Raw genomic sequence first — 25,108 nt, 5'->3', positions numbered from 1 at the left:
GCGACCCGGATCCTGCGCTTTACTTCGACATCGCCTCTTCGATCTGCTGGGCGATCTGGGTGGCCCAGTCGCCGATGATCGGCAGGAATTCCACCTGGCTCAGGAACCAGGCGATGATCGACAGGAGCAGCGTGGCGCCCAGCACCGAGCCCAGCCCGAAGACCAGCCCGCGGGCGAAGTTGAAGGCCAGCACCCTGGGCAGGGAATTGTGCATGCGGATGAAATTGTGGGAATTGAGGCGCGAGACCTCGCGCGTGAGCGAGCGCAGCTCGGCGCGCACGTCCTCGGGGGCCGGCTCGGGCTCTGGCTGTCGTCGTCTGCGGCGGAAGCGGGTCAACCGAACGTGGCCGTCACGTCGTACATCACCGGCTCGAAGCTCTTGCACATCTCGTGGATCCTGCGGTTGCGGCGGCGCATCTCCTCGCTGCGGAGCATGGCCTGGAAATCCTGCCGCGAGCGCCATTGCGAGTAATTGGCGATGCGGGTCTGGGCATCGTTCACGTGCAGGCCCGCGGCGATGAAGCCGGGTTGTTTCGAGATGAACTCCTCGTAGGCGGCGGTGAGCTCGTCCATAAGGTCCTGGCAGGTGCCGGGGGTCATCTCGAAGGTGGTGATGACGGTCTGGACATCGTGTGACGTGGCGATCTTGGGCATCGGGCTTCCCTCCTTGCACTGTCAGCCTAACAGCTAGCACGGCACGAACAACGCGCAAGACGCGTTCTGGCGGCGATTAACCTCTCCTTTACCAGTTTCGGCAAGGCTCGGAGGTGGAGGCTGAACGACATGGTGCGGATTCTGGTCCTGCTGCTGGCGTCAGCGGCCGGACCTATGGCCGCGGCCGGGCCCTGGCCCATGGCGAAGGGCGAGGGGCATCTCTGTTTCTCGCTGGAAGGGGATGCCGGCGATGGCGCGGGCGCCTATGCCACGCTCTACACCGAGGTGGGCGTGGGCAAGGGCCGCGTCGTGGGCTTCGATTTCGGACAGGCGGAGGAGGATCTCGACAAGGCGGTGCTGTTCGCGCGGTTTCCGTTGGGGGCGCGCGGGGGCGACATCGTGCAGGCCTGGGAGATGGGCGTGGGCATGGTGGATGGTGCGCTGGCGCTGCGGCCGGGCGTGTCCGTCGGCCGGGGGTTCACGCTGGGCGAGAGCCCCGGCTGGGTCGCGCTCGACAGCCGGGCGGTGCTGACCGAGGCGGGCACCGGGGTATTCGAGACCGACCTGACGGTGGGCGCTGAGATACGGGGCGGGCACAAGTGGATGGTGCAGCTTCAGATGGCCGCGCCCGATGACGGCGACCCTTACGTGAAGATCGCGCCCAGCTTCGCGTTCAAACAGGGAAAGGGCCGTCACCTCCTTCTGGGGGCGACGGCCGGTCTGGTGAATACCGACACGGTGAAGTTCACCTTCGGCATCTGGCAGAAGTTCTGAGGCGCGTCAGGCCGGCGTGTCGATCCGCAGGCGGATCGTCACGGTGCCCTCGACCGGTTTTTCCCAGCGCAGGTTCACCCTGTCCTTGTTCGGCCCCTGCTGGACCTGGTGATAGGGCATCCCCCAGTAGATCGGCCCGCTCTGTTCGCGAATGGCCCCCTTGGGCGTGACCGATTCCACCGTCCGCGCCCAGGCCTGGAAGGGCAGCTTGGGAAAGGGCTCGACCACCCAGGTGTCGCTATGGCTGGCCTCGATATGCTCCATCACCAGCGGGTTCTCGACCACGGTGTTGACGTTGTTGAAGGCGTTGCCCGTGAAGGTGATGTTCCTGAACCGGCTGAAATCCATCTCGGCGAAGCTGGTGTCTATCCCCTCGACCCGGTCGATATTGCCGTCGAACAGGCGGAAGGTGTTGCCGGTGACGTTGAGCCCGTTGATGAAATGGCCGGTGCCGTAGGGTTTGACCCGGATGAAGTTGAACGATGGTGCCGTGCTTTGCGACAGGAAGTTGTTGTTGGTGATGCTCATTGCCGAGAACGAGAACTCGCTGGAAAAGCCGGGGTTCTTGTCATGCTCGTTGGTCCACTCGATGGAACAGTCGCAGATGTAGTTGCCGCTGATCGTCGCCCGGGAATTGGTATGCGCCATGACGATCCCGGCGCTGCGCGGGCCGACGTCGGCGGCGTCGCCCTGGAAGACGTGGTTGCCGAGGATCACCGAACTGGTGCCGCCCACCACCGCGAAATGCTTGAAATAGGTGCAGCGATTGTGGCGGATCTTCACGTCGTTGGCGTTGATGTTGACCCCGATCGAGGTGCGGTTCGGCACCAGGAGCTGGGTCTCGTCCGACAGGAACTGGCAGCGGTCGATCATCATGCCCTGGCAACCGTCGCCATGGCTCGACACGCCCCGTTCGCGCGGCGAGGTGAACCAGCAGTCGCGCAGGTGAAAGCCGATGCCCTTGGTGGGCAGCAGAAGCCCGTTGCAATCGCCCCGACAGAGGAAATCGACGTTGGAAATGGCGAATTTCGAGATCTTCGAGAAACCGCTGAAATCGAGCATGTACTTGAAGCGGCGGAAGGTGAAGTTCTGCGTGCCCACCGCGTCGTAAAGCTCGCGGCTGAGCTCGATCGTGCCGGCGCCCACGTTCTTCGACTTCACATAGACCTCGCGGCCCACCCCGTTGCCCTCGACCAGCGAGCCCACCGGGATGTTGGCGACATTGGTCACGTTGTTGAGCTCATACCCCTTGCTGGTGGTATAGCTGGCCTGCGAGGTGACCGTCTCGGTATCCCAGTTGGGGCCGGCCACGACCGAGAACTGGCCGTTGCTGATCACCCGCCGCTGGGCGAAGCTGCTGACATCGGGGGCCGCGGCCTTGAGGTCGACGGGCTCGCGCAGGTCGATCTTGAGGCCGGCCATGTCAAGCTCGACATGGTGCGGCGTGCTGATCAGCGACTGGAACGCCTTTCGGAACGCCACCTCCTCGACACCGAAGGCGTCGATATAGCCCGGCAGGTCGAAATTCTGCATGAGTGTCAGCACCTTGTCGGCGGGCATGGTGACCGTCCCGTCGAACCGCGCGCGCGCCTGCAAGGTCACGCTGTCGCCGAGGTAATAGGTCCCCTCGGGCACCAGCACGTCGCGCCCGTCGGCGGCGGCGTCGGCGGCCTCGAAGGCGGCGTGATCGTCGGTGACGCCATCGCCCACGGCGCCGTAATCGCGCACGTCGACCACGCCGATCAGGTCACGCAGGAAGAAGCGGGTGACATCCTCGATCTCGATATCGTCGATCCGGACGACGCCCCCGTTCGGGCCGGTCAGGTCGAGCCCGAAATGGCCGTAAAGCGCCTCGGTGCCCCAGGCCATGTCGACGCCGCCGCGGCTGCCGGTGCCGACGATGGCGCTGATTTCGACCACGTCGCCATAGCTGGTCAGGGTGGTTTCCGGCCCGGTCTCGTCGACGCCGGTGACATGGGCGCCGCCCGCGCCGCCCGCCCAGCCGGCGATGCGCACATCCGGCAGCGCGCCGCTGATCGCCTTCACCCGCGCCCGGATGCGCAGGTAGCAGCCCGGCAGGATCGGCGTCTCGCCGGTGTAGCGCAGCCTCATGGTGGATTGCGTCTTCAACAGCTCCAGCGCGCCGCCGAAATCGGCATCCGAGGGCACGAAGGCCGCATCGGGGGAATTGTCGTAAGTGTCGGAGCCCGGCGTGCCGTTGCCGCTCGACCAGACGTCGAGCCCGCTTGCGAAGGCCGGCGGCATGAAGATGATGCCATCGGTAACTGCCTTGTTCATCGCTTTCCCTTTCCGCATCCGCCGCGCGGCAGGCACGGCCGGGATGTCAATTGGATTACCTGACCGAACGGTCGCACCGCCGGCGGAAAGGGGAGTTAGACAGGGGGTGTTAACCGGGTGTCACAGCAACGTACACCGGCCCGAGGCGCGTCAGGCCGTGCCTTCGGTCGCCTTGCGCACCCGCACCGCGTTGATCAGCCAGCCGGTGCCCCCCGGCACCATCTGGTATTCGAGGATATAGAGCGCGCCCTCGGCATCCCGCACCATCACGTTCTGCCACAGCTCCTTGCCGCGGCGGTCGATGGACAGGAAGTTCACCTCCGAGGGTCGCCAGACCATCGGGTAGCCCTGCCGCACCATCTGGCCGAACTTCTCGGGCGTGCCGAAGATGTCCTTGATCATTGGGCTGGCATAGGTGAAGGCGGTTTCGAAATCGTCGGCGAGGAAGGCGTCGATCTGGTTCGAGATCACCTTCTCTATATCCTCGTTGGCCTTCGCGGGCAGCGCCAGCGCAAGGGCGACAAGGATCGCGCTTATCATGTGTCGCATATCATACCTCCATGCAGGTGATACGCAGGTGACGCGGCGCCCGGATCACTTTGGGCGACGACGCGGGAACCGATGGCACCGCCCCGCCGGGCCGTGATAGGATGCCGCCCAAAGGAGACACGCCATGGCCCACCACTTTCCGCGCCGCGCCATCCTTGGCTGGATCGGCCTGATCGGCCTGACCGGATCGGCCGCGCCCGCCCAGGATGTCGAGGAACCCGACCCCACCGACCTCGTGCCGCGCCGCTTCTCGCCCGAGGAGTTCGCGAGGCTCGACGTCAACGAGATCTACATGGCGGCCCTGGCCCTGCGCCGGGGCCGGACGATCCGGATCGATGGCTGCTCGAACGAGGCCAGCGCCGAGATCATCCGCACCGCCAATGCCGATCGTGCCGCCGGGCTCGAGATGTTGCGCCGGCATTGCAGCGGATAGCTCAGCGGCCCGCCAGCGCCTGTGCCTGTTGCCAGGCGGCGTCATCCACCTCGACCGGGTCGGCGCCCTGCCGCCCGGCGCCGGGAATGCGCGCGCCCTCGTCCTGTGCCACCATCCCGGCGATCCGGGCGAAGCGGTCATGGAAGGCGCCCGACATCCCCGGATCGATCAGCAGGTAATAGTCGCCGATATCGTGCGGCTCGCCTTCCGGCGCCTTCAGCGGGGCGATGTCCGGCGCGGACCGGCTGCCGGTCATGCCCGCCGCCAGCAGCTCCGCCATCAGGCCGAAGCCCCAGCCCTTGTAACCGCCCATGCTGACCAGCGAGCCGCCCAGCGCGGCCTCGGGGTCGGTCGTGGGGGTGCCCTCGGCATCGACGGCCCAGCCTTCGGGGATTTTCTCGCCCGCCGCCTTTGCCATAGTGATCTTGCCCAGCGCCACCGTGGTGGTCGACTGGTCGAACAGCATGGCGATGCCTCCCTCCCCGTCCGGCACGGCGAAGGAGATCGGATTGGTGCCGATGACCCGCGTCTTGCCGCCCGGCGGCGCCACGATGGGCGATGCATTGGTCATGCCCAGCGCGATCAGGCCCTGCCGCGCGATCTGCTCGGTGAAGAAACCCAGCGAGGTGCAGGTATGGGCGTGGCAGATGGCAAGGCTCGCCACACCACACTCCCGCGCCGCCGCCACAGCTTCGGGCAAACCGCGCGCGAAGGCCGGCTGCGCGAAGCCCAGCCGCGCGTCGACCACCACCGCGCCGGGGCGTGGGCGGCTGACCTCCGGCGCCACGTCGCCCTTCACCCGGCCCGATTCCAGTTGCTGGCAATAGCTTTCAAGGTAGTAGAGCCCGCAGATGCGGTTGCCGTGGCTCTCCGCCTCCCGCACCGCGCGCGCCACCTCGCCGGCAATCCAGTCTTCCGCGCCATGCGCCACCAGCGCCGCGCGCGTCACCTCTTCGATCTCGGCCAGCGATACCTTTGTCATCCTGCCCCCCGGGCTTCTTCTTGGTCCAAATACTCACTCCGACGGCGCCAAGAGCACCGCCGCGAGAGGGCCCTATCCCGCGACAACCGCCCCCTGGTCGAGCTTGACCACCCGGTCCATCCGCGCGGCCAGTTCGAGGTTGTGCGTGGCGATCAGTGCCGCCAGCCCGGTGCCGCGCACGAGCTGCATCAGCGTCTCGAACACCGTGTCCGAGGTGACGGGGTCGAGGTTGCCGGTGGGCTCGTCCGCCAGCAGCAGCCGCGGGGAATTCGCCAGCGCCCGGCAGAAGGCCACGCGCTGCTGTTCGCCGCCCGACATGGCCGAGGGGCGGTGCCCGGCCCGTTCGGCGATGCCGACCTGGCCCAGCAGCTCGTCCGCCCGGGCGATGGCCTTCGCCCGCGGCACGCCATCGGCCAGTTGCGGCAGCACGATGTTCTCGCGCGCGGTGAATTCCGGCAGCAGGTGGTGGAACTGGTAGACGAAGCCCACCTCGCGCCGCCGGGCAATGGTGCGACGGCGGTCCGACAGGCCCGTCATCGCCTCGCCGCCGATCTCGACGATCCCGCTGTCGGGCGTGTCGAGCAGCCCCGCGATATGCAGCAGCGTCGACTTGCCCGCGCCCGAGGGCGCCACCAGCGCCACCATCTCGCCCGCGGCAATCTCCAGCCCGGCCTCGCGCAGCACGCGCACCTCGCCCTTCTGGCCGGCATTGTAGGTCTTCTCGATCGCCTTCAGGCGCAGCATCGGGTCACTCATAGCGCAGCGCCTCCACCGGGTTGAGCCGCGCGGCACGGCGGGCGGGGAAGATGGTGACGATGAAGCTGAGGCCCAGCGACAGGCCCACCGCCGACATCACGTCCCAGAATTGCAGCTTGGCGGGCAGGAAATAGATGCCGCGGCTGTCGGGCGTCCAGATCGGCTGGTCCGAGAAGGAATCGAGCAGCGCGAAGATCGGGTCGATATAGATCGCGAACAGGCACCCGAGCAGCACGCCGAAGGCGGTTCCGATCACGCCGGTAAAGGCGCCGCAGATGAAGAACACCCGCAGGATCGACCCTTCGGTCAGGCCCATGGTGCGCAGGATGCCGATATCGCGCCCCTTGTTCTTGACCAGCATGATCAGGCCGGAGGTGATGTTCATCGCCGCGATCAGCACCAGCACCGACAGGATCACGAACATCACGTTATCCTCGACATCCAGCGCGCGCAGGAAGCTGCCCGAGGAATCCTTCCACGTCCAGAGATAGGCGCGCTCGCCCGCCGCCTGCCGCAGGGGGCCCGCCATCGCCTCCAGCGCCTCGGGCTCCTCGAGCATCACTTCCAGCTCGTCCGCCCGCCCTTCGCGGTTGAAGAAGCTCTGCGCCTCCTCGAAGGGCAGGTAGGCGCGGATCTTGTCGATGTCGTAGCGCCCGGCCTCGAAGACATAGACCACCTCGTAGGCATTGACGCGCGGCGAGCTTCCCAGAGCCGTTTTCACGCCGTTGGGCGAGATCAGCTTGATCCGGTCGCCAACCGAAACGCCCAGTTCGCGGGCCAGAACACCGCCCAGCGCGATGCCGTTCGGGAAGGCCTCGATATCGCCGATCGAGGTCTCCTCGTTGGCGATGCGGGGGATGGTCTTGAGGTCATCGAGCGAGATGCCGAACACCTCGACCCCGGCCGAGCGGTCGCGGGCATTGCCCATCACCTGCCCTTTCACCAGCGGGGCGACACGGGTCACGCCCGGCACCTGCCGCACGCGCTCGGCCATGGCCTCGTAATCCTCGATCGTGCGGTCGATGCGGCCGGTCTGCTGGTCGACGTTGCCGCCGCTGTAGATCGTCACATGGGCATTGGCGCCAAGGATGGTGTCGACGAACTCGGCCCGGAAGCCCGAGCGCACGGCCAGCGTGGCGATTAGCGCGAAGACCGCCAGCGTGATACCGATCAGGCTGATCCATGTCATCGTGGAGACGCCGCCCTCGGCCCGCCGGGCGCGCAGGTAGCGCCAGGCGATCATCCATTCGAAACGGGAAAACGGGGCTGGATTGGCTGCCACTTGGACCTCGAATTTATTTTGCGCGGACCTTGGGCATTGGGAGGTCCTGCGTCAAGCGAAAGGCGCCGCGCCTCAGCAGGAGCCGACGTTCAGCCCCTCGGACATCTTGCCGACGCGCGGGTCATAGACCCCGCGATCCTCTTCCGAGTACTCGATCAGCCAGTGCCCCAAGACCACGTCGCCATCGCAGGACTTGCCCTGCTCGACCCGCAGGTAGAACACCATGCCACCCTCGGTGCCCGACAGCACGAACCAGTCGTCCTGGCCGGCCTCGTAGGTGATCTCGCCCCCACTATTGGCATAGAACGCCTTGGTATCCTCGCGATAGGCGGTGATGCTGTCGGTGGTGTTGTAGCTGCCGTAGATGCTGATGTGGCCGCTGTCCTCGGGGCTCGAAAACTCGCGCCCGTCGCCATTCTGCGGCGCGGGACCGGCGGCGAAGCCCACGGGCAACGTGCCATGCACGTCGAAGCGGTCATTGTGATAGGTCAGGCTGTCGGCAACGGCCGCCGCGCCCCACAGCACGGCGCCACCGGCAAGCGACAGGGTTGCGGCGCGTCGGGTCATGGCGGGCCTCACATCCACGTGTGGAACGAGCTGTTGGCCATCGGCTCGACCTGTCCCAGGCGGGGGTGATGGGGACCGTAGATGGCCGCCAGCTTCTCGATCGCCTTCTCGGGGGGCAGCTCCTCGCTCTCGCCGGTGCGGCGGGAGGTCAGCTCCACCACCCCGTTCTTGAGGCCCCGCGGTCCCACGGTGATGCGCCACGGCAGGCCGATCAGGTCCATCGTCGCGAACTTGCCGCCCGCCCGCTCGTCGCGGTCGTCGTAGAGCGGCTCGAGCCCCAGCGCGGTGACCGCCTTGTAAAGCGCCTCGCAGGCCTCGTCGGCTTTCTCGTCGCCCTGCTTGAGGTTGACGATGCCCACGTGGAACGGCGTCACCCCCTCGGGCCAGATGATGCCCTTGTCGTCGTGGCTGGCCTCGATGATGGCGCCCACCAGCCGGCTGACGCCGATGCCGTGGCTGCCCATGTGCACCGGCACGGGCTTGCCGTCGGGGCCCTGCACGGTGGCGCCCATCGGCTCGGAATACTTGGTGCCGAAATAGAAGATCTGGCCCACCTCGATCCCCCGGCCCTCACGCCGGCGCTCTTCGGGCACGCGCTCGTGGAAGACCGTTTCCTCGTGCGTATCGTCGGTGCGGGCGTAGCGGCTGGTGAACTCCTCCAGCACCGACTGGCACTGGCCGACATCGTTGTAATCAATGTCGCGGTCGCCGAATTTCAGGTCGGTGATCTCGCTGTCGTAGAACACGCCCGACTCGCCCGTTTCGGCCAGCACGAGGAATTCATGCGTGTCGTCGCCGCCGATGGGCCCGCTGTCGGCGCGCATCGGGATCGCCTGAAGCCCCATCCGCTCATACGTCCGCAGGTAGCTCACAAGGTGGCGGTTATAGGCGTGCAGTGCGTCCTCTTTCGTCAGGTCGAAATTGTAGCCGTCCTTCATCAGGAACTCGCGGCCCCGCATGACGCCGAAGCGCGGGCGCACCTCGTCGCGGAATTTCCACTGGATCTGGTAGAGCGTCATCGGCAGGTCCTTGTAGCTGCCGACATGGGCGCGGAAGATATCCGTCACCAGCTCTTCCGCCGTGGGGGTATAGAGCATGTCGCGGCCGTGCCGGTCCTGCATCCGCAGCATCTCCTTGCCGTAATCGTCATACCGCCCGCTTTCGCGCCACAGGTCGGCCGATTGCAGCACCGGCATCAGGATCGGGTTGTGCCCGGCGCGAATCTGCTCTTCATGCACGATGTTCTCGATCTTGCGCAATACCTTGAAGCCCAGCGGCAGCCACGAGTAGATCCCGGCGGTGGCCTGCTTGATCATCCCCGCCCGCAGCATCAGCCGGTGGCTGACGATCTGTGCCTCGGCGGGGTTCTCCTTGAGAACGGGCAGGAAGTAACGGGACAGGCGCATCGGGCGGACCTCGTGATGGGTGGCGTTCGGCCCCCCGTTTATGGCTTTGCCGGGGGTGAGACAAGCCATGCGGGCGTTCAGGGACCGGTTTTCGCACCCGCCTGCCCCTTCACGGCTGAATCGCACCGGCCCGGCGCGGTTTCTCTCACCCCGCCCTTGAAAGCGCGCCCCGCATCGGCAATGTGTAGACCGACGCTTAACCGGGGCAACCATGGCACTTCCCGTCTCCACGCAGGCCAGATACTGGGGCATCGCCGCGGCGGTGTTCCTCGTTCTGATGTGGTTCCTGGGCGACGTGATCCTGCCTTTCGTGCTGGGCGGGGCCATCGCCTACCTGCTCGACCCGATCGCCGACCGATTCGAGAGGATGGGCTGTTCGCGGGCCGTGTCGGTCATGCTGATCACGCTGGTGGCGGTGATGATCTTCGTCATTCTCGCGCTCCTGGTGATCCCGACGCTGGTGAACCAGACCATTACCCTGTTCGAGACGGTGCCGCGGGTCTTCTCCGAGTTGCAGATGTTCCTGACCAACCAGTTCCCCTCGCTGGTCGACGACGACTCGACCCTGCGCCAGTCGCTGACCGCGTTGGGCCAGACGATCCAGGAACGCGGCGCGCAGATCGTGGAATCGATCCTTACTTCCGCGGCTTCGCTGATCAACGTGGTGGTGCTTCTGGTCATCGTGCCGGTGGTCGCCGTCTACCTGCTCTACGACTGGGACCGGATGGTCGCCGAGATCGACGCGCTGCTGCCGCGCGACCACGCCCCCGTCATCCGCCGTCTGGCACGCGAGATCGACCGGACGATGGCCAGCTTCATCCGCGGCATGGGCACGGTCTGCCTTGTGCTTGGCACGTATTACGCCGTGGCGCTGATGGCGGTGGGGCTGCAATTCGGCCTCGTCGTGGGGGCCATCGCGGGGCTCATCACCTTCATTCCCTACGTGGGCGCGCTGGTGGGCGGTGTGCTGGCCATCGGGCTCGCGCTCTTCCAGTTCTGGGGCGACTGGGTCTCGATCGGGCTGGTCGTCGGCATCTTCGTGCTGGGACAGGTGATCGAGGGCAATATCCTGACGCCCAAGCTGGTGGGCAACTCCGTGGGCCTGCACCCGGTCTGGCTGATCTTCGCGCTCTCGGTCTTCGGCGCGCTTTTCGGCTTCGTCGGCATGCTGGTCGCGGTGCCGGTGGCGGCGGCGCTGGGTGTGCTGGCGCGGTTCGGGTTGCAGCATTACAAGGACAGCTCGCTCTATCGCGGGCAGGCCGAGGACGACTTCCGGTAATGGCCCGCCAGCTCAGCTTCGACCTGCCGGTGCGCACTGCGCTCGGGCGCGACGACTTCTTCGTATCGTCGGCCAACGCCACCGCCGTGGCGATGATCGAGGGCTGGCGCACGTGGCCTGCCCGCAAGCTGGTGCTGGTGGGCCCGCGCGGGGCCGGCAAGACCCACCTCGCCCATGTCTGGGCGGCGCAGAGCGGCGCGCGGATCATCCCGGCGCGGGACGTGGCCGGGGCCGACATCCCGGCGCTGGCCGAGGGGCCGGTCGCGGTCGAGGATTGCGACGCCATCGCCGGCGACCGCGCGGCCGAGGATGCGCTCTTCCACCTCCACAACCTCGCGCTGGCCGAAGGGCAATCGCTGCTTTTCACCGCCGCTGCCGCGCCCAGCCAGTGGCCGCTCGGCCTGCCCGACCTGGCCAGCCGGATGCAGGGCACGCCCACGGTCCAGATCGCGCCGCCCGACGACGAATTGCTGATGGCGGTGATGATGAAGCTGTTTTCCGACCGCCAGCTCTCGCCCGCGCCGCCGACACTGACATTCCTGGTCCGCCGCATCGACCGTTCCTTCGATGCCGCACGGGATATCGTCGAGCGTCTCGATGCGGCAGCGCTCGAGCAGCGCCGGCCGATCAACACCGGTCTCGCCCGCGAGTTGCTGGACAATGACGACACGTAAGGGCAGACTCCGTCACCTTCCCGTCACGAAAATCGCGCAAGACACCGAGCAGAATGAACAACGCCGATTTCCTCAAATCCCCCATGCCCGACCCTGTCGAGCTGCCCGATCTCGACCTTGACGGGCCGGGGCGGTTCTTCAACCGCGAGCTGAGCTGGCTGGGCTTCAACTGGCGCGTGCTGGAAGAGGCGCAGAACCCGCGCGTGCCGCTGCTGGAACGGCTGCGATTCCTGTCGATCTCGGCCAACAACCTCGACGAGTTCTACAACGTGCGCGTCGCCGGCCTGCGCGAACTGGCGCGCGAGGGGCGATCGAACCCCGGCGCCGACGGGCTGACACCGGCCGAACAGCTTGTCCTGATCGACGAGAACGCCCGCCGCCTTCTGGCCAGCCAGCAGGCCACGCTGGGCCATCTGCGTGCCGAGATGGAAGCGCAGAACATCCTGATCCTGTCGCGCGACGGGGTCTCCGACAGCGACCGCACCTTCCTGTCCGACGCCTTTCTCAACAAGGTCTTCCCGGTGCTCTCGCCGCTGGCGATCGACCCGGCGCACCCCTTCCCCTTCATTCCCAACCTGGGCTTCTGCCTTGCCCTGCAGCTGGAACGGAAATCCGACCGGCGCGCGCTTCAGGCGCTGCTGCCCATCCCCCAGCAGATCGACCGCTTCACCTTCCTGCCCGCCCCCGAGGGCACCCATCGCGCCCTGCCGCTGGAAGAACTGCTGCTCCTGCATCTCGACAGCCTGTTTCCCGGCTATCGCTGCAAGGATCACTGCGCCTTCCGCGTCCTGCGCGACAGCGATCTCGAGGTCGAGGAGGAGGCCGAGGACCTGGTGCGCGAATTCGAGGTGGCGCTGAAACGCCGCCGCCGGGGCGAGGTGGTGCGGATGAACATCTCGGCCAATGCCCCCGACGCCCTGCGCGCCACCATCATGCGCGAGCTGCACGTGGGCGCCGACGAGGTGGTCGAGGTCGACGGCATGATCGGCCTCGCCGACCTCAAGGAGCTGGTCATCGACAGCCGGCGCGACCTGCTCTGGCCCGCCTTCACCCCCCGCGTGCCCGAGCGGGTGCAGGACCATGACGGCGACATGTTCGCCGCCATCCGCCAGAAGGACATGCTGCTACACCACCCCTACGAGACCTTCGACATGGTGGTCCGCTTCCTGGCGCAGGCGGCGCGCGACCCGGACGTGGTGGCGATCAAGCAGACGCTCTACCGGACGTCCAAGAACTCTCCCATCGTCGAGGCGCTGTGCGAGGCGGCGGAAGACGGCAAGTCGGTCACCGCGCTGGTCGAGCTGAAGGCGCGGTTCGACGAGGCCGCCAATATCCGCCAGTCCCGCCGGCTGGAGCGGGCGGGCGCGCACGTGGTCTATGGCTTCATCGACTGGAAGACCCACGCCAAGATTTCCACCGTCGTCCGGCGCGAGGGCGACAACCTTGTCACCTATACCCATTACGGCACCGGCAACTACCACCCGATCACCGCCAAGATCTACACCGACCTCAGCTTCTTCACCTGCGATGCCAAGCTGGGCCGCGATGCCACCAAGGTGTTCAACTATCTCTCGGGCTATGCCCTGCCCGAGACGCTGGAGAACCTGTCGATCTCGCCGCACGAGATGAAGAACGACCTGATCCGGATGATCGAGGACGAGATCGCCCATGCCGAGGCGGGCCGCCCGGCGGAAATCTGGGCCAAGATGAACTCGCTCATCGAACCCGACGTGATCGACGCGCTCTACCGTGCCAGCCGCGCGGGGGTAAAGATCAGCCTCGTGGTGCGCGGCATTTGCGGCATTCGCCCCGGCGTGAAAGGCCTGTCGGAGAACATCCGCGTGAAATCCATCGTCGGGCGGTTCCTCGAACACTCCCGCATCGTCTGTTTCGGCAACGGTGGCGGGCTGCCCTCCCGGGGCGCGCGGGTCTTCATCAGCTCGGCCGACTGGATGGGCCGCAACCTCAACCGCCGGGTCGAGACGCTGGTCGAGATCGAGAACGCCACCGTGAAGGCCCAGATCGTCAGCCAGATCATGGCCGCCAACATGGCCGACATCGCCCAAAGCTGGACGATGGCGCCCGACGGCAGCTTCACCCGCGCGGAATGGCCCGAGGGCGAGTTTGCCTTCAACTGCCACCGTTTCTTCATGGAAAACCCGTCCTTGTCGGGCCGCGGCTCGGCCGGGGCGGCGGATGTGCCGAAACTGACGCATACGGGCGATTGACCACCCCCGCCCCATGTCGCATACCATGGGCAAGACCAACCGAGGGCCAGATGGACGGCACGAACGATCCCGCTGAAACCGATTGGGGCCCATTCGGGCGACCGCTTTTCGACGAGGCATCGGCCCAGGGGCTGAGCCGCGTCGGCGTGGTCGATATCGGCTCGAACTCCGTCCGGCTCGTCGTGTTCGACGGCGCGGCGCGCAGCCCGGCCTATTTCTTCAACGAAAAGATCATGTGCGCGCTTGGCGCCGGCATGTCCGAAACCGGGCGGCTCAACCCCGAGGGGCGCGCCCGCGCGCTGGCCGCCATGCGCCGCTTCAAGCACCTGGGCGACGGGATCGGCACCGACGGGCTGACCGCCGTGGCCACCGCCGCCGTGCGCGAGGCCGAGGACGGCGCCGAATTCTGCGAGGAGGTCGAGCGCGAGACCGGCATCCACATCCACGTCATCGACGGCAAGGAGGAGGCGCGGCTCTCGGCACAGGGCGTGCTGCTGGGCTGGCCCGGCTCCTACGGGCTGGTCTGCGATATCGGCGGCTCGTCGATGGAGCTGGCCGAGATCAACGGCGGGCGCGTCGGCCGGCGGCTGAGCTCCTCGCTGGGCCCGCTGAAACTGCGCGACATGAAGGGCGGCAAGAAGGCCCGCAAGGCGCTGATCCGCGACCGGATCAAGTCGATGCAGGACGACCTCGGCGAGCAGAAGAACCGCCTGTTCCTCGTCGGCGGCTCGTGGCGGGCCATCGCCAAGATCGACATGGAACGCCGCGGCTACCCGCTGCACGTGCTGCACGAGTACCGGATGACGGCCAAGGCGGTGCGCGAGACCGCCAAGTATATCGAGAAATCCGACGCGGAGGACCTGCGCAACCGGGCCGGTGTCTCGTCAAGCCGGATGGCGCTGGTGCCCATCGCATCGGAAGTGCTGCGCGAGGTGGTCAAGACCTTCAAGCCACGCGACATCGCCATTTCCAGCTACGGCATCCGCGAGGGGCTTCTCTACGAACAGATGCCCCAGCGCCTGCGCGACCGCGACCCGCTGATCGAGGCCTGCGCCTTCGCCGAGTCGCGCGACGCCCGCGTTCCGGGCTATGGCACCGTGGTCTACAAGTTCATCGAGCCGCTGTTCAAATCCGTCCGGCCGGAGCGGCGGCGGATCATCAAGGCCGCCTGCCTGCTGCACGACGTCAGCTGGCGCGCCCACCCCGATTACCGCGCCGAGGATTGTTTCGACAACGCCACCCGCGCCAACCTTGGCGGGCTCAAGCATTCCGAACGGGTGTTCCTCGGGCTGGCCCTGCTGCACCGCTATTCCAACCGGCGCGAGGGGACCCGATTCCAGGATCTCAACACGCTGGTCTCCGAGGACGACCAGGTTCAGGCCGAAGTGCTGGGCAAGGCGATGCGCTTTGCCGCGATGCTCTGGCTCAAGCGTGACGCCAAGCTGGGCGAGCTGCGCTGGTTCCCCAAGAAGAAACGCCTCGACCTGCGCCTCTCGCCCGAGGCCGCGCCGCTTTTCGGCGAGGTGGCAGAGGCCCGCTTCCGCTCGCTGGCGGAAACCCTGCAGGCGGAAGCCACGATCAAGATGGGGCAGTAGTCGCCGGGTAGGGTCTTCCCTTCACCCCGAAATCAAATCTCGATCTCTTCCCCCGGCTCGATATCCAGCTCCGGCTCGAGCGGCGTTTCCGGCTCGCCCGGCATCTCGGGCTCCAGCGGTTCCTTCCGGCGGATGATGATGTCGCCGTTGGGCAGCATCTCGGGCATCTCGTAATTGCTGAGGTCGTCGACCTTGCCCAGCAGGTCGGCAAAGGCCGGCCCCATCTCCTGCGCGAAATCGCGCAGCGCCGGCTCGATCTCGCCCGCCATGCCTTCGAGGTCGCGCAGCGCGGGCTCCATCTCCCGCAGGATACCCTCCAGGAACATCCGCGCCCCCTCTTCCATCAGCGAGCGCTCGGTTCCGGGTTCCTCCGGCTCGGCCTCGATGTCCTGCGCCAGCGCGGGCGGGGTCAGGCTTAGGGTCACAGCGGTGATCAGGGCCAGTCGTGTCATGCCCCCGATATAGGAAGCCGGAATGACGGTTTTAAGACGTGGCTCACCCGACCCCTTCGGTCTCGATCTTCATCTCGGCCCCGCAATGCTTGCAGTGGATCGCGTCGCTGTCATGCCGCATGAGCCCGCATTGCTCGCATTTCTGCCGAACCTTGGCGGGCGAGAAGATGGCGCTGGCCAGCCGCAGGAACAGGCCCACCCCCACCACCATGATCACCACCGCCAGCAGACGGCCATGCGTCGTGGTCATGGCGATATCGCCGAACCCCGTCGTGGTCAGCGTCGCCACGGTGAAGTAAAGCGCGTCGACATAGCTCTCCAGCCCCGGCTCCTGCGCGCGCATCACGTAAACCAGCGCGGTCATGGCGAATATGAAGACCAGCAGGTTCACCGCCGAAACCACCGTATCCTCGTGCCGGCGGAAGAACCGCCAGTCGCGCCGCAGGTCGCGCAACAGGTGATAGGAATGCACCAGCCTGAGCGCCCGCAGAAGCCGCAGCATCATCAGCCCCTGCCCGATGAACGGCGCCGCCATCAGCGACAGGATCACCACGATGTCGACCATCACGTAGAACTGCCGCAGGTGCCGCACGCGGTTGGGCGCGATCCAGAACCGCGCCAGCAGGTCCAGCAGGATCAGCAGCGCGATCACCCCGTCGGCGATCAAGAGCCACGGCGACAGCTCCAGCATGGCGGTCGCAAGGAAGAACACGATCGACACCGCATCGAAGGCCAGCAGGGCATAGCGGAACCGCGTGGCCCGCGTGCTGCGGCCCTCGTAGAGCAGGCGAAGCCGTTCCTTCAGGGTCATGCGCGCGCCCTCACAGCTCGATATCCATGGTCACGGGGAAATGGTCCGACGCGGTGAGCAGCGCATCGCGCAATTCCGGCACCCGCCAGCAGCCCGGGTCCTCGAACGGGTGCCAGATGCGCCAGCGCGGCTTCTTCTCCCGCAATCCGGGCGAGACCATGATGTAATCGAGCAGCGCCTGAAGATAGCGCTGCTCGGTCTGGATGTAGAACCGCGCCGTCGTGTTGATCGCGCCGATCCGCCGCGTCAGCGCGCGGCGCGCGTGCGGATCGTAAAGCAGGTGGTCCGTCCCGGCCCCTTCGCCCATGATGATCTCGACCGAGGAACGCCCGAAAAGGTGCTCGTACTCGTCCAGCCCCGGCCCGTCATTCAGATCGCCCATCAGGATCAGCTCCTCCCCCGCCTCGAGATGCTGCACGATCCGCTGGCGCAGCCAGACCGCCTGCGCCTGCTGCTTGCGACGGTTGGAGATCGCCATGCGCATCACCTCGTCGCGATTGGTCGCCCCGTGCGGCGCCTTCGACTTCAGATGCGCCCCGATCATCCGGAACGTGGCGCCCGTGGGCGTCTCGGCGGCAATCTCGAAGGGCGGCTTGGAAAACACCACCAGGTCTTCGGTCGCGTCGATATCGAGGTCGATCCGGAACACCCCGTCGAAGCGCGGCGCCTCGCGCGAACCTTTCTGCCCGGTGGGCTCTCCCTTCGGATCGTGCCGGCAGGACAGCCTGTCAGGGTCGAACAGCAGCGCGATCTCCTGCTGGGTGTCGTTGTGAAACCCGATCAGCGCCTTGCGCGCCCGCAGCCCCACCGCCGTCGCGAACCCTTCCAGCGCGGTCACCGTCGCCCGGCGGCCATTGTGGTCCGGCGCCTCGATCACCATCACCGCGTCGGCATCGAGCGCGCTGAACACGATCCCGAGCGCCGCCAGCTGGTCGCCCCGCGTCACGTCGTGCCGGCCCGACCATTCGCCATCGTCGAAAGCTATGCCGGCGTCATCGAAAAGCGCGTTGAACCATTCCACGTTGTAGGTGGCAAAGCGCATCTCAGACCCTTTCGGAAATCTCTTCCCACGCGCGGTTGATGTCGATGATCCGCTTCTCGGCCAGCTTCACCGCCTCCTCCGGCACGCCGCGGGCCAGCATCCGGTCGGGGTGGCTCTCGCGCACCTGCCGGCGCCAGGCGGCGCGGATCTCGTCCATCGGCATGTCGGGGGTGACGCCCAGGATGGAATAGGGGTCGGGCTTGGAATCGGGCACGAAGCGGCACTTCAAGGCGTTGAATTCATGGGGTTTCAGCCCGAACAGCTCGGCCACCCGTTCAAGGAACTGGTCCTCGTTCGGGTGATAGACCCCGTCGGCCACGGCGATGTGAAACAGCCCCTCCATCAGGTCGCTCAGCGTGTCGGTATCCTCGCCGAACATCCGCCGGATACGCTCGGCATATTCCTCGAAGCCCGCCACATCCTGCCGCGCGAGGTTGAAGACCTTCGCCGCCCCCGCCTCGTCGGCCTGCGCGATCTGGAACACCTCGCGGAACGCCGTCACCTCGTCGCGCGTCACCAGCCCGTCGGCCTTGGCCATCTTGGCGCCCAGCGCGATCACGGCAATGGCGAAGGCCACGCTGCGCTCGGGCGGCGTGCGCAGGCGGTCGAACACCTCGCTCAGCGGCTCACCCTTGGTCAGCGCCGACAGCGCCTCGGATATGCGGTTCCAGATGGACATGGGCGCGACCCTACCGGCTTCCGCCGGGGTTGTCAGCGTCAACCGCCGCCGGGGCCGAGGATTTTCTGCATCAGCACAAGGTCCATCCAGCGGCCGAACTTGCGGCCCACCTGCGGCATCCGGCCCACGGTCTCGAAGCCGATGGCCGCGTGAAAGGCGATGCCCGCCGCGTTCTCGCCGCTGACGCCCGCCACCAGCACATGCGCGCCCCTGTCCCGCAACGCATCCTCCAGCCCGGTCATCAGTGCCCGGCCAAGCCCCCGTCCCCGCGCCCCCGGCGCAAGCTGCACGGTATGTTCCAGCGTATGCCGGTAGCCCGGCCCGCCCCGGAAGGGAAACGCGGTGGCAAAGCCCAGCACCGCACCGCCCTCCCCGGCCACGAAGAACGCGCCCGGCCGTGCCGCGATATCGGCGGCCAGCCCGGCTTCGGTCTTCTCGTCGGTGGTGAAGGTGACGGCGGTCTCGCGGATATAGGGGTTCCAGATCCCGGCGATGGCGCCGGCATCCTCCGGCGCCGCGGCCCGGATGCTCACTCGATCACCCTCAGCCCGTGCGGCGTGTCGATCTCGTAGCGCATCGCCTGCGCGCCGGGCTCGACCACCACGCGCTCATCCTCCAGCCGGCCCTTCAGCGCCGCCTGCAACGCCACGGCCTCCGGATGCGCGATCACCAGCCGCCGCAGCGCACAGCCCGAGGGCGCCAGCCGCGCCGCGGGATGGGCCGAGCCCTCCCACTGGATGACCGCCGGGAAGGCATTGTCGAAGGGCAGCACGCCATCCTCCGGCACCGCCATCCGCCAGCGCAGGTCGCCCCGCTCCAGCGCCACGGGCACGCCCGCGCCGGGGATATCGTCCACCACCCCGTCAAGATCATCCGTCCGGCAGATCCAGATCCGCGGCCGCGGCCGCCCCGCGAACCGGTCGAGGTCGAACCACCGCGGATAGGGCAGCGGCGCCGCGCCGGGGTCGACCGCGATCACCTCGAGGTAAAGCCCCTCCTCCATCCCCAGAAGCACGTTGTGGGTGCCGAATTTCACATGCTGCCCGCCCGGCTGCAGGCTGACGCCCAGCGCGTGCTCCACCGCCTCGCGGCCCTCGTCCAGCGTCTCGGCCGCCACGGCCAGGTGATCCAGTTCCAGCATTTTGCCCCGCGCTCGTTACCACGTCGCGGCCACCATAGGCATCGCGCCCACCGCTTGGCAATCGCTCAGACCACCACCCGCCACAGCGCCCAGAGCGCCACCAGAACCGTGGGGTAGAACGTCGCCGCGAAACCGAAGGCGCGCAGCGGCGGGGCCAGGTGATACCCGGCCCAGAAGGCCAGCCTTGCCACCGCGAACGCCACCCCCAGCACGAGGATCACGCCCGGCCCCTCGGGACCAAGCAGCACCGCCGCCGCGGGCCACACGGCCATGGCCAGCACAAGCTGCTCGGTGGTGTTCACCAGCACCCGCCGGTCGATCTCCGCCGCGCCGGTCAGCGGTCCGCCATCGACGATGGCCTCATCGAAGAACCGCCGCTGCGCCAGCCGCCCGACCATGGCAATCATCACCAGCCCCGGCGCGAGGAACGCGGTCATGATCGTCGGCATCAGCGCAAAGACCGGCAGCGTCACAAACACTACCGCCCCCGCGAGCACCGCCACGGCCCAGGCCACGCCGGCCGCCATGCCCACCGCAAACTTCCGCTGCCTGTCCATGTCTCCACCCTTCTTCTGGCCGAAAATATCCCGGGGGAGGCGTTGAATTTCCTCGGGAAATTCAACGTCGGGGGCAGCGCCCCCACTTGCTACCCCCGCGCCTCGCGAATGAGCTTCAGGATATCCTGCGCCGCCGCGGGAATGTTCGTCCCCGGCCCGAAGATCGCCTTCACCCCGGCCTCTTTCAGGAAGTCGTAATCCTGCTGCGGGATGACCCCGCCGCAGATCACGATGATGTCGCCCGCATCCTTCTCGCGCAGCGCGTCGATCAGCTGCGGCGCCAGCGTCTTGTGCCCGGCCGCCTGAGAGGAAATCCCCACGACATGCACGTCGTTGTCGATGGCATCCTGCGCCGCCTCGTCCGGCGTCTGGAAGAGCGGGCCCACATCGACGTCGAAGCCGATATCGGCAAAGGCCGTGGCGATCACCTTGGCGCCGCGGTCATGCCCGTCCTGCCCCATCTTCACCACCAGCATCCGCGGCCGGCGGCCTTCCTCCTCGGCGAATTCCTCCACCGATTTCTGGATCGCGGCGAAGCCGTCATCGCCCTCGTAGGCCGCGCCATAGACGCCGGCCAGCGTTTTCACCTCGGCCCTGTGCCGGCCGAATACCTTTTCCATGCTCATGCTGATCTCTCCGACAGTGGCGCGGGCCCGGGCAGCCTCGACCGCCCCTTCCAGCAGGTTGCCGCCCTCTTTCGCGCGGCGTTCCAGTTCTTCCAGCGCCTTGGTACAGGCCGCCTCGTCGCGGTTGGCGCGGATCCGTTCAAGCGCGGCGATCTGCGAGCGGCGCACCTCGTTGTTGTCGATCGACAGGATATCGATCGGGTCTTCCTTGTCCTTGCGGTACTTGTTGACCCCGACGATCACCTCGTCGCCCCGGTCGATCATCGCCTGCCGGGTGGCGGCCGTCTCCTCGATGCGCAGCTTGGGCATGCCGCTGGCCACCGCCTTGGTCATGCCGCCCATCTCCTCGACCTCTTCCATCAGCGCCCAGGCCTTCTCGGCCAGGTCATGGGTCAGCTTCTCGACGTAATAGGACCCCGCCAGCGGGTCGACCACGTTGGTCACGCCGGTCTCCTCCTGCAGGATCAACTGGGTGTTCCGCGCGATCCGCGCGCTGAAATCCGTGGGCAACGCGATCGCCTCGTCAAGCGCATTGGTGTGCAGCGACTGCGTCCCGCCCAGCACCGCGCTCATCGCCTCGTAGGCGGTGCGCACGACGTTGTTGTAGGGGTCCTGCTCCTGCAGCGACACACCGGACGTCTGGCAATGGGTCCGCAGCATCATCGACCGCGGGTTCTTCGGTTCGAACTCGCTCATCACCCGGTGCCACAGCAGCCGCGCGGCGCGCAGCTTGGCGGCCTCCATGAAGAAATTCATGCCGATGGCGAAGAAGAAGCTCAGCCGGCCTGCGAACTTGTCCACGTCCATGCCCCGATGGATCGCGGCGCGGACGTATTCCCGCCCGTCGGCCAGCGTGAAGGCCAGCTCCTGCACCAGGTTCGCGCCCGCCTCCTGCATGTGGTAGCCCGAGATCGAGATCGAGTTGAAGCGCGGCATTTCCCACGCGGTGAACTCGATGATGTCGGCCACGATCCGCATCGACGGCTCGGGCGGATAGACATAGGTGTTGCGCACCATGAATTCCTTGAGGATGTCGTTCTGGATCGTCCCCGACAGGACCGACTTGTCGTGCCCCTGCTCCTCGCCCGCGACGATGAAGCTGGCCAGGATTGGGATCACCGCGCCGTTCATCGTCATGCTGACGGACACCTGGTCGAGCGGGATGCCGTCGAACAGGATCTTCATGTCCTCGACGCTGTCGATGGCCACGCCCGCCTTGCCGACGTCGCCGGTCACCCGCGGGTGGTCGCTGTCATAGCCCCGGTGGGTCGCCAGGTCGAAGGCCACCGACACGCCCTGCTGCCCGGCGGCGAGGTTGCGGCGGTAAAACGCGTTCGATTCCTCCGCCGTCGAAAAGCCGGCATATTGCCGGATGGTCCAGGGCCGGCCGGCGTACATCGTGGCCTTCACCCCCCGGGTGAAGGGCGCCGCCCCGGGGATCGAGCCCAGGTGATCGAGCCCCTCTACGTCCTCCTCGGTGTAAACCGGGCTCACGTCGATGCCTTCCAGCGTCTTCCACGTCAGGTCATCCAGCGTGCGGTTCTTCAGTTCCTTCTCGGCGATCTCGCGCCAGTCGTCTTTCTTCGATGCCATTGCCTTGTCCTCTTCTCGTCCGGCCGGCGGCAGGGTCGCCCCCGCGCTCACCGGGCCCTGATTTCCAATCCCTGCCGCCCCGCGCGAACGCCGCCCGGCGCCCCCCGCCTGCGACTTTTTCCGATCTCGCGGAATTCTGACTTCGCATCCCGCGCCCGACGGCCTATATCTGGGGCGACGGGAGTATCCATGCAAAGAACGTTAGCCATTGTTTTCGTAAGCTTTTTGTCTGCCCTCGCCATGGCCGGCCCGGCCGTGGCGCAGGATGATCCGCCGCGCGACGACGTGATCCTGCCCGGCGAGAATGTCGACCTGGAAGACTTCATGTGGACGAAACGCCCCCTCGTCGTCTTCGCCGACAGCCCGGCCGACCCGCGATACATCCAGCAGATGGAATACATCAACGAGCGGCTCGACGATCTCGCCTTGCGCGACGTGGTGGTCCTGACCGACACCGAGAAGGGCGCCGGCACCTCGCTGCGCCGCGAACTGCGCCCGCGCGGCTTCATGCTGGTGCTGATCGGCAAGGACGGCACCATATACCTGCGCAAGCCGCTGCCGTGGTCGGTGCGCGAAATCTCCCGCATCATCGACAAGCTGCCCATGCGCCAGCAGGAAGTGCGCGAACGGCGCGGCGGCGAAAGCTGAACGGCGCGCATCACCCCTCCCCCATCGCGGCGAACAGCAGGTCGCGGCGCGTGTCCATCACCATGACCGTGCCGCTCTCGCTGTCATAGGCCAGCAGCGCATCGGGGCTCAACAGCGCCCGGCGAAACGCCCCCTCGGCCCCGTCATCCATGCAGGACCGCGCCTCGAGCCCGGCGCGGCGCATCGCCATGCCGGTCGGCCGCGCCTCGTTGGCCAGTTCCACCAGCGCGGCATCGGGCGCCATGCCGTCGGCCTGCAGCGCCGCCCGCCCCTGCCTTGGCAGGGCCCACAGCATTTCAGGCACCGAGCCCGTCACGGGCATCGCCGCGCCCACATCCGGGCCCGCCAGCCGGAACACGCCGGCCACGCAATCGCCGCGCGCCTGGAAGTACGCGGTCTCGCCCAACGCGAACCATTGCTCCAGCCGCGCCCGCATCGCCGCCTCGTCCTCCCGCACGCAAGCCGTCAGAAGCGCAAGAACGCCACCGGCCAGCACGAACCCCGACAGGGGGATATGCGGCAACGGGTTCATGATCCCAGCCCTCCCGCTTCGGTGAATTCAGACGATGAGAACGTGGCACCCTCCGGCAGGTCGGCAGCAAAATCTTCCAGCGACGGCGCGACCTCCCGGGCCGCCTTCGGCGTCGTGGCATAGAACGTCACCGCCTGCTCCGCGATGAACCCCTTGGAAACGCCATCCAGCCGCAGCTTGCCCAGTTTTACCCAGGTCTCGCCCACGGCCCGGCCCAGCCAACGATCATAGATTAAAGCCACCCGCACATTATGCTGGGCCATCAGCGGCCCGGCCCAGCCCCGCGCCGGACGCGAGAGCCGCGTCGCCAGCGCCTCGGGCGAGGCCAGCCCCCAAAGGTCCAGCACGTAATGCGGGTTGGCATAGCTCACCCGGCCCAGGTCGTTGACCGCCACCGGCTGCTTCAACTCGGTCCGCACGAAGTGGGCCATCTGAGCCTGTTGCAGGTGCAGGGCGCGCGGCGAGGCCGTGCCATCCGTCAGCACGTCACTGTTGTAGTAACCGCCCAGAACCACGATCGCCGACAGCGGCACCGCTGCCGACCACCACCTGCCGGGCGCCGCGCGCCCAAGGATCAGGATCAGCCCGGCCAGCGCGGCCACGACGATGTAATGCTCGTACCGGTTGGCCCAGTTCATCTGCCCGAAGGCAAGATGCGCCACGATAGCGAGGATCAGCGCCGAGCTCATCACCCGCCATGAGCCGCCCGCCCGACGCCCGGCCCAGCCCGCCACCGCCGCAACCGCCACCAGGATCACCCCAGGCAGGGTCATCACGTTGTAGGCAAGCCCGGCCAGCGTGGCCTCCAGCCATGACAGATGGGCCAGCGTACTGGTCGCAACCAGCTTTGCCGAGACCGAGTTCGGCACCGGTTCCAGCCCGTTCTGCGCGAGGAAAGCCATGAAGCCCGCCACTGGCGCGGCCGCAAACGCCCCCATGACCAGCGCCGCCCGCCACCGCCCGGCGATCAGGACCACCAGAAGCGCGGCGCCCGACAGCGCCAGCCCCTCCAACCGAAGCGCCGGCGCCAGCACGACACCGGCCACGAAGATCGGGTCGATCCGCCCCTCGTCCAGGAACCGCTGTAGCCCCAGCAACACCGCAAGACTCGCCGCGGCATGCAACCCGTGTTCCATCCCGAGAAAGGCCACCCCGGCCATGTTCAGGCCCAACGGCCCCAACACCGCCAGCGCCAGGCCTGTGCGCCGCCCGAAGCCGGCGCGCGCCACGATCCGCCCCCATATCCAGCAGGCCACCGCGAGCCCCGCGAGGTTCAGCGCCAAAGGCAGAAACCGGTGCAGAGAGCTGCCCGCGAGGGGCGCAAGAAGAAACGGGTAAAGCGGCGACGACCCGGCCGATGCCGGCTCGCCCGCGTTCACGCCATATCCGCCCCTCGCGATCTGTTCACCGATGGCAAGGTGAATGTAGACATCGTCGAGCGGGTACTCGAACACGCCCCCGGCCCGCAGCCAGGCCACCACCTGCAACAGCACGAAGCCACCCAGCCCGGCGGCCATCGCGGCCAGACTCATCGCCTTGTCGTTGGCTGG

General features: G+C 67.1%; 26 protein-coding genes. 7 read left to right on the top strand and 19 right to left on the bottom strand.

What is annotated here, in order from left to right; translation table 11 throughout:
* Positions 1–19: 19 nt before the first annotated feature.
* Together QUV18_RS11005 and QUV18_RS11000 are read right to left on the bottom strand one after the other, a co-directional pair.
* Positions 20–337, bottom strand: coding sequence for a DUF5665 domain-containing protein (locus tag QUV18_RS11005; protein WP_300893971.1), 318 nt, complete (start codon positions 335–337; stop codon positions 20–22).
* On the bottom strand, positions 334–654 hold the full coding sequence (locus QUV18_RS11000; protein WP_300893970.1) for an antibiotic biosynthesis monooxygenase family protein: 321 nt from the start codon (positions 652–654) through the stop codon (positions 334–336). Before QUV18_RS11000 ends, QUV18_RS11005 begins: the two co-directional genes overlap by 4 nt.
* A 129-nt stretch (positions 655–783) precedes the next feature.
* Here QUV18_RS11000 and QUV18_RS10995 point away from each other — a divergent pair, with 129 nt between their 5' ends.
* A complete protein-coding gene (locus tag QUV18_RS10995) occupies positions 784–1,428 on the top strand; it encodes a hypothetical protein (protein WP_300893969.1) in 645 nt (214 codons plus the stop codon).
* Between the two features lie 6 nt (positions 1,429–1,434).
* Here QUV18_RS10995 and QUV18_RS10990 read toward each other — a convergent pair whose 3' ends face one another.
* Both QUV18_RS10990 and QUV18_RS10985 read right to left on the bottom strand, forming a co-directional pair.
* Complete coding sequence (locus tag QUV18_RS10990) at positions 1,435–3,726, bottom strand: glycosyl hydrolase family 28-related protein (protein WP_300893968.1); 2,292 nt, start codon at positions 3,724–3,726, stop codon at positions 1,435–1,437.
* Positions 3,727–3,876: 150 nt separating this feature from the next.
* On the bottom strand, positions 3,877–4,275 hold the full coding sequence (locus QUV18_RS10985) for a DUF4864 domain-containing protein (RefSeq protein ID WP_300893967.1): 399 nt from the start codon (positions 4,273–4,275) through the stop codon (positions 3,877–3,879).
* A 124-nt stretch (positions 4,276–4,399) separates the two neighbouring features.
* Between QUV18_RS10985 and QUV18_RS10980 the strand changes: the two genes are divergently transcribed.
* The gene (locus QUV18_RS10980; protein WP_300893966.1) at positions 4,400–4,708 is read left to right on the top strand and encodes a hypothetical protein; all 309 of its coding nucleotides are present in this window, start codon (positions 4,400–4,402) and stop codon (positions 4,706–4,708) included.
* Position 4,709: 1 nt separating this feature from the next.
* Here QUV18_RS10980 and QUV18_RS10975 read toward each other — a convergent pair whose 3' ends face one another.
* From QUV18_RS10975 to proS, 5 genes are all read right to left on the bottom strand, one after another.
* On the bottom strand, positions 4,710–5,690 hold the full coding sequence (locus tag QUV18_RS10975) for an Ldh family oxidoreductase (protein WP_300893965.1): 981 nt from the start codon (positions 5,688–5,690) through the stop codon (positions 4,710–4,712).
* A 72-nt stretch (positions 5,691–5,762) separates the two neighbouring features.
* Positions 5,763–6,446: an ABC transporter ATP-binding protein gene (locus tag QUV18_RS10970; RefSeq protein ID WP_300893964.1), complete on the bottom strand. Its 684-nt coding sequence runs from the start codon at positions 6,444–6,446 to the stop codon at positions 5,763–5,765.
* Complete coding sequence (locus tag QUV18_RS10965; protein WP_300893963.1) at positions 6,439–7,728, bottom strand: lipoprotein-releasing ABC transporter permease subunit; 1,290 nt, start codon at positions 7,726–7,728, stop codon at positions 6,439–6,441. Before QUV18_RS10965 ends, QUV18_RS10970 begins: the two co-directional genes overlap by 8 nt.
* Before the next feature lie 72 nt (positions 7,729–7,800).
* The gene (locus tag QUV18_RS10960) at positions 7,801–8,295 is read right to left on the bottom strand and encodes a hypothetical protein (protein WP_300893962.1); all 495 of its coding nucleotides are present in this window, start codon (positions 8,293–8,295) and stop codon (positions 7,801–7,803) included.
* Positions 8,296–8,303: 8 nt separating this feature from the next.
* Positions 8,304–9,701, bottom strand: a complete 1,398-nt coding sequence (proS, locus tag QUV18_RS10955) for a proline--tRNA ligase (RefSeq protein WP_300893961.1) — start codon at positions 9,699–9,701, stop codon at positions 8,304–8,306.
* Positions 9,702–9,912: 211 nt separating this feature from the next.
* Between proS and QUV18_RS10950 the strand changes: the two genes are divergently transcribed.
* Genes QUV18_RS10950 through QUV18_RS10935 form a run of 4 tightly spaced genes read left to right on the top strand, consistent with a single transcriptional unit; the run spans position 9,913 to position 15,477 of the window.
* Complete coding sequence (locus QUV18_RS10950) at positions 9,913–10,980, top strand: AI-2E family transporter (RefSeq protein WP_300893960.1); 1,068 nt, start codon at positions 9,913–9,915, stop codon at positions 10,978–10,980.
* Positions 10,980–11,654, top strand: coding sequence for a DnaA/Hda family protein (locus tag QUV18_RS10945; protein ID WP_300893959.1), 675 nt, complete (start codon positions 10,980–10,982; stop codon positions 11,652–11,654). Before QUV18_RS10950 ends, QUV18_RS10945 begins: the two co-directional genes overlap by 1 nt.
* A 53-nt stretch (positions 11,655–11,707) precedes the next feature.
* Positions 11,708–13,882: an RNA degradosome polyphosphate kinase gene (locus QUV18_RS10940; protein WP_300893958.1), complete on the top strand. Its 2,175-nt coding sequence runs from the start codon at positions 11,708–11,710 to the stop codon at positions 13,880–13,882.
* Positions 13,883–13,932: 50 nt separating this feature from the next.
* Entirely contained in the window at positions 13,933–15,477 is a 1,545-nt protein-coding gene (locus QUV18_RS10935) for a Ppx/GppA family phosphatase (RefSeq protein WP_300893957.1), read from the top strand.
* Positions 15,478–15,509: 32 nt separating this feature from the next.
* Here the strand turns inward: QUV18_RS10935 and QUV18_RS10930 are convergent, their stop codons facing one another.
* The 8 genes from QUV18_RS10930 to scpA all read right to left on the bottom strand — a co-directional run bounded on the left by QUV18_RS10930 (position 15,510) and on the right by scpA (position 22,378).
* On the bottom strand, positions 15,510–15,929 hold the full coding sequence (locus tag QUV18_RS10930; RefSeq protein ID WP_300893956.1) for a hypothetical protein: 420 nt from the start codon (positions 15,927–15,929) through the stop codon (positions 15,510–15,512).
* Between the two features lie 43 nt (positions 15,930–15,972).
* Complete coding sequence (locus QUV18_RS10925; RefSeq protein ID WP_300893955.1) at positions 15,973–16,740, bottom strand: potassium channel family protein; 768 nt, start codon at positions 16,738–16,740, stop codon at positions 15,973–15,975.
* A gap of 10 nt (positions 16,741–16,750) precedes the next feature.
* Positions 16,751–17,782, bottom strand: coding sequence for an endonuclease/exonuclease/phosphatase family protein (locus QUV18_RS10920; protein ID WP_300893954.1), 1,032 nt, complete (start codon positions 17,780–17,782; stop codon positions 16,751–16,753).
* 1 nt (position 17,783) lies between these two features.
* A complete protein-coding gene (locus tag QUV18_RS10915; protein WP_300893953.1) occupies positions 17,784–18,461 on the bottom strand; it encodes a molecular chaperone DjiA in 678 nt (225 codons plus the stop codon).
* A gap of 38 nt (positions 18,462–18,499) precedes the next feature.
* On the bottom strand, positions 18,500–18,994 hold the full coding sequence (locus QUV18_RS10910; protein WP_300893952.1) for a GNAT family N-acetyltransferase: 495 nt from the start codon (positions 18,992–18,994) through the stop codon (positions 18,500–18,502).
* Positions 18,991–19,602: a VOC family protein gene (locus QUV18_RS10905; RefSeq protein WP_300893951.1), complete on the bottom strand. Its 612-nt coding sequence runs from the start codon at positions 19,600–19,602 to the stop codon at positions 18,991–18,993. The genes QUV18_RS10910 and QUV18_RS10905 overlap by 4 nt, the downstream gene beginning before the upstream one ends.
* 65 nt (positions 19,603–19,667) lie before the next feature.
* Positions 19,668–20,159 (bottom strand): MAPEG family protein, encoded by a 492-nt coding sequence (locus QUV18_RS10900; protein WP_300893950.1) that lies wholly within the window; start codon positions 20,157–20,159, stop codon positions 19,668–19,670.
* An 89-nt stretch (positions 20,160–20,248) separates the two neighbouring features.
* Positions 20,249–22,378, bottom strand: a complete 2,130-nt coding sequence (scpA, locus tag QUV18_RS10895; protein ID WP_300893949.1) for a methylmalonyl-CoA mutase — start codon at positions 22,376–22,378, stop codon at positions 20,249–20,251.
* Positions 22,379–22,567: 189 nt separating this feature from the next.
* Between scpA and QUV18_RS10890 the strand changes: the two genes are divergently transcribed.
* On the top strand, positions 22,568–23,026 hold the full coding sequence (locus QUV18_RS10890; protein WP_300893948.1) for a DUF4174 domain-containing protein: 459 nt from the start codon (positions 22,568–22,570) through the stop codon (positions 23,024–23,026).
* A 10-nt stretch (positions 23,027–23,036) separates the two neighbouring features.
* Here QUV18_RS10890 and QUV18_RS10885 read toward each other — a convergent pair whose 3' ends face one another.
* Together QUV18_RS10885 and QUV18_RS10880 are read right to left on the bottom strand one after the other, a co-directional pair.
* A complete protein-coding gene (locus QUV18_RS10885) occupies positions 23,037–23,558 on the bottom strand; it encodes a hypothetical protein (protein WP_300893947.1) in 522 nt (173 codons plus the stop codon).
* Entirely contained in the window at positions 23,555–25,090 is a 1,536-nt protein-coding gene (locus QUV18_RS10880; protein WP_300893946.1) for a hypothetical protein, read from the bottom strand. The genes QUV18_RS10885 and QUV18_RS10880 overlap by 4 nt, the downstream gene beginning before the upstream one ends.
* Positions 25,091–25,108 lie beyond the last annotated feature (18 nt).

The sequence above is a fragment of the Roseovarius sp. genome, from assembly GCF_030373445.1.
Taxonomy (GTDB): domain Bacteria; phylum Pseudomonadota; class Alphaproteobacteria; order Rhodobacterales; family Rhodobacteraceae; genus Roseovarius.
The sequence above is the reverse complement of the archived record's forward strand: the minus strand, read 5'-3'. Positions and strand labels throughout refer to the sequence as shown.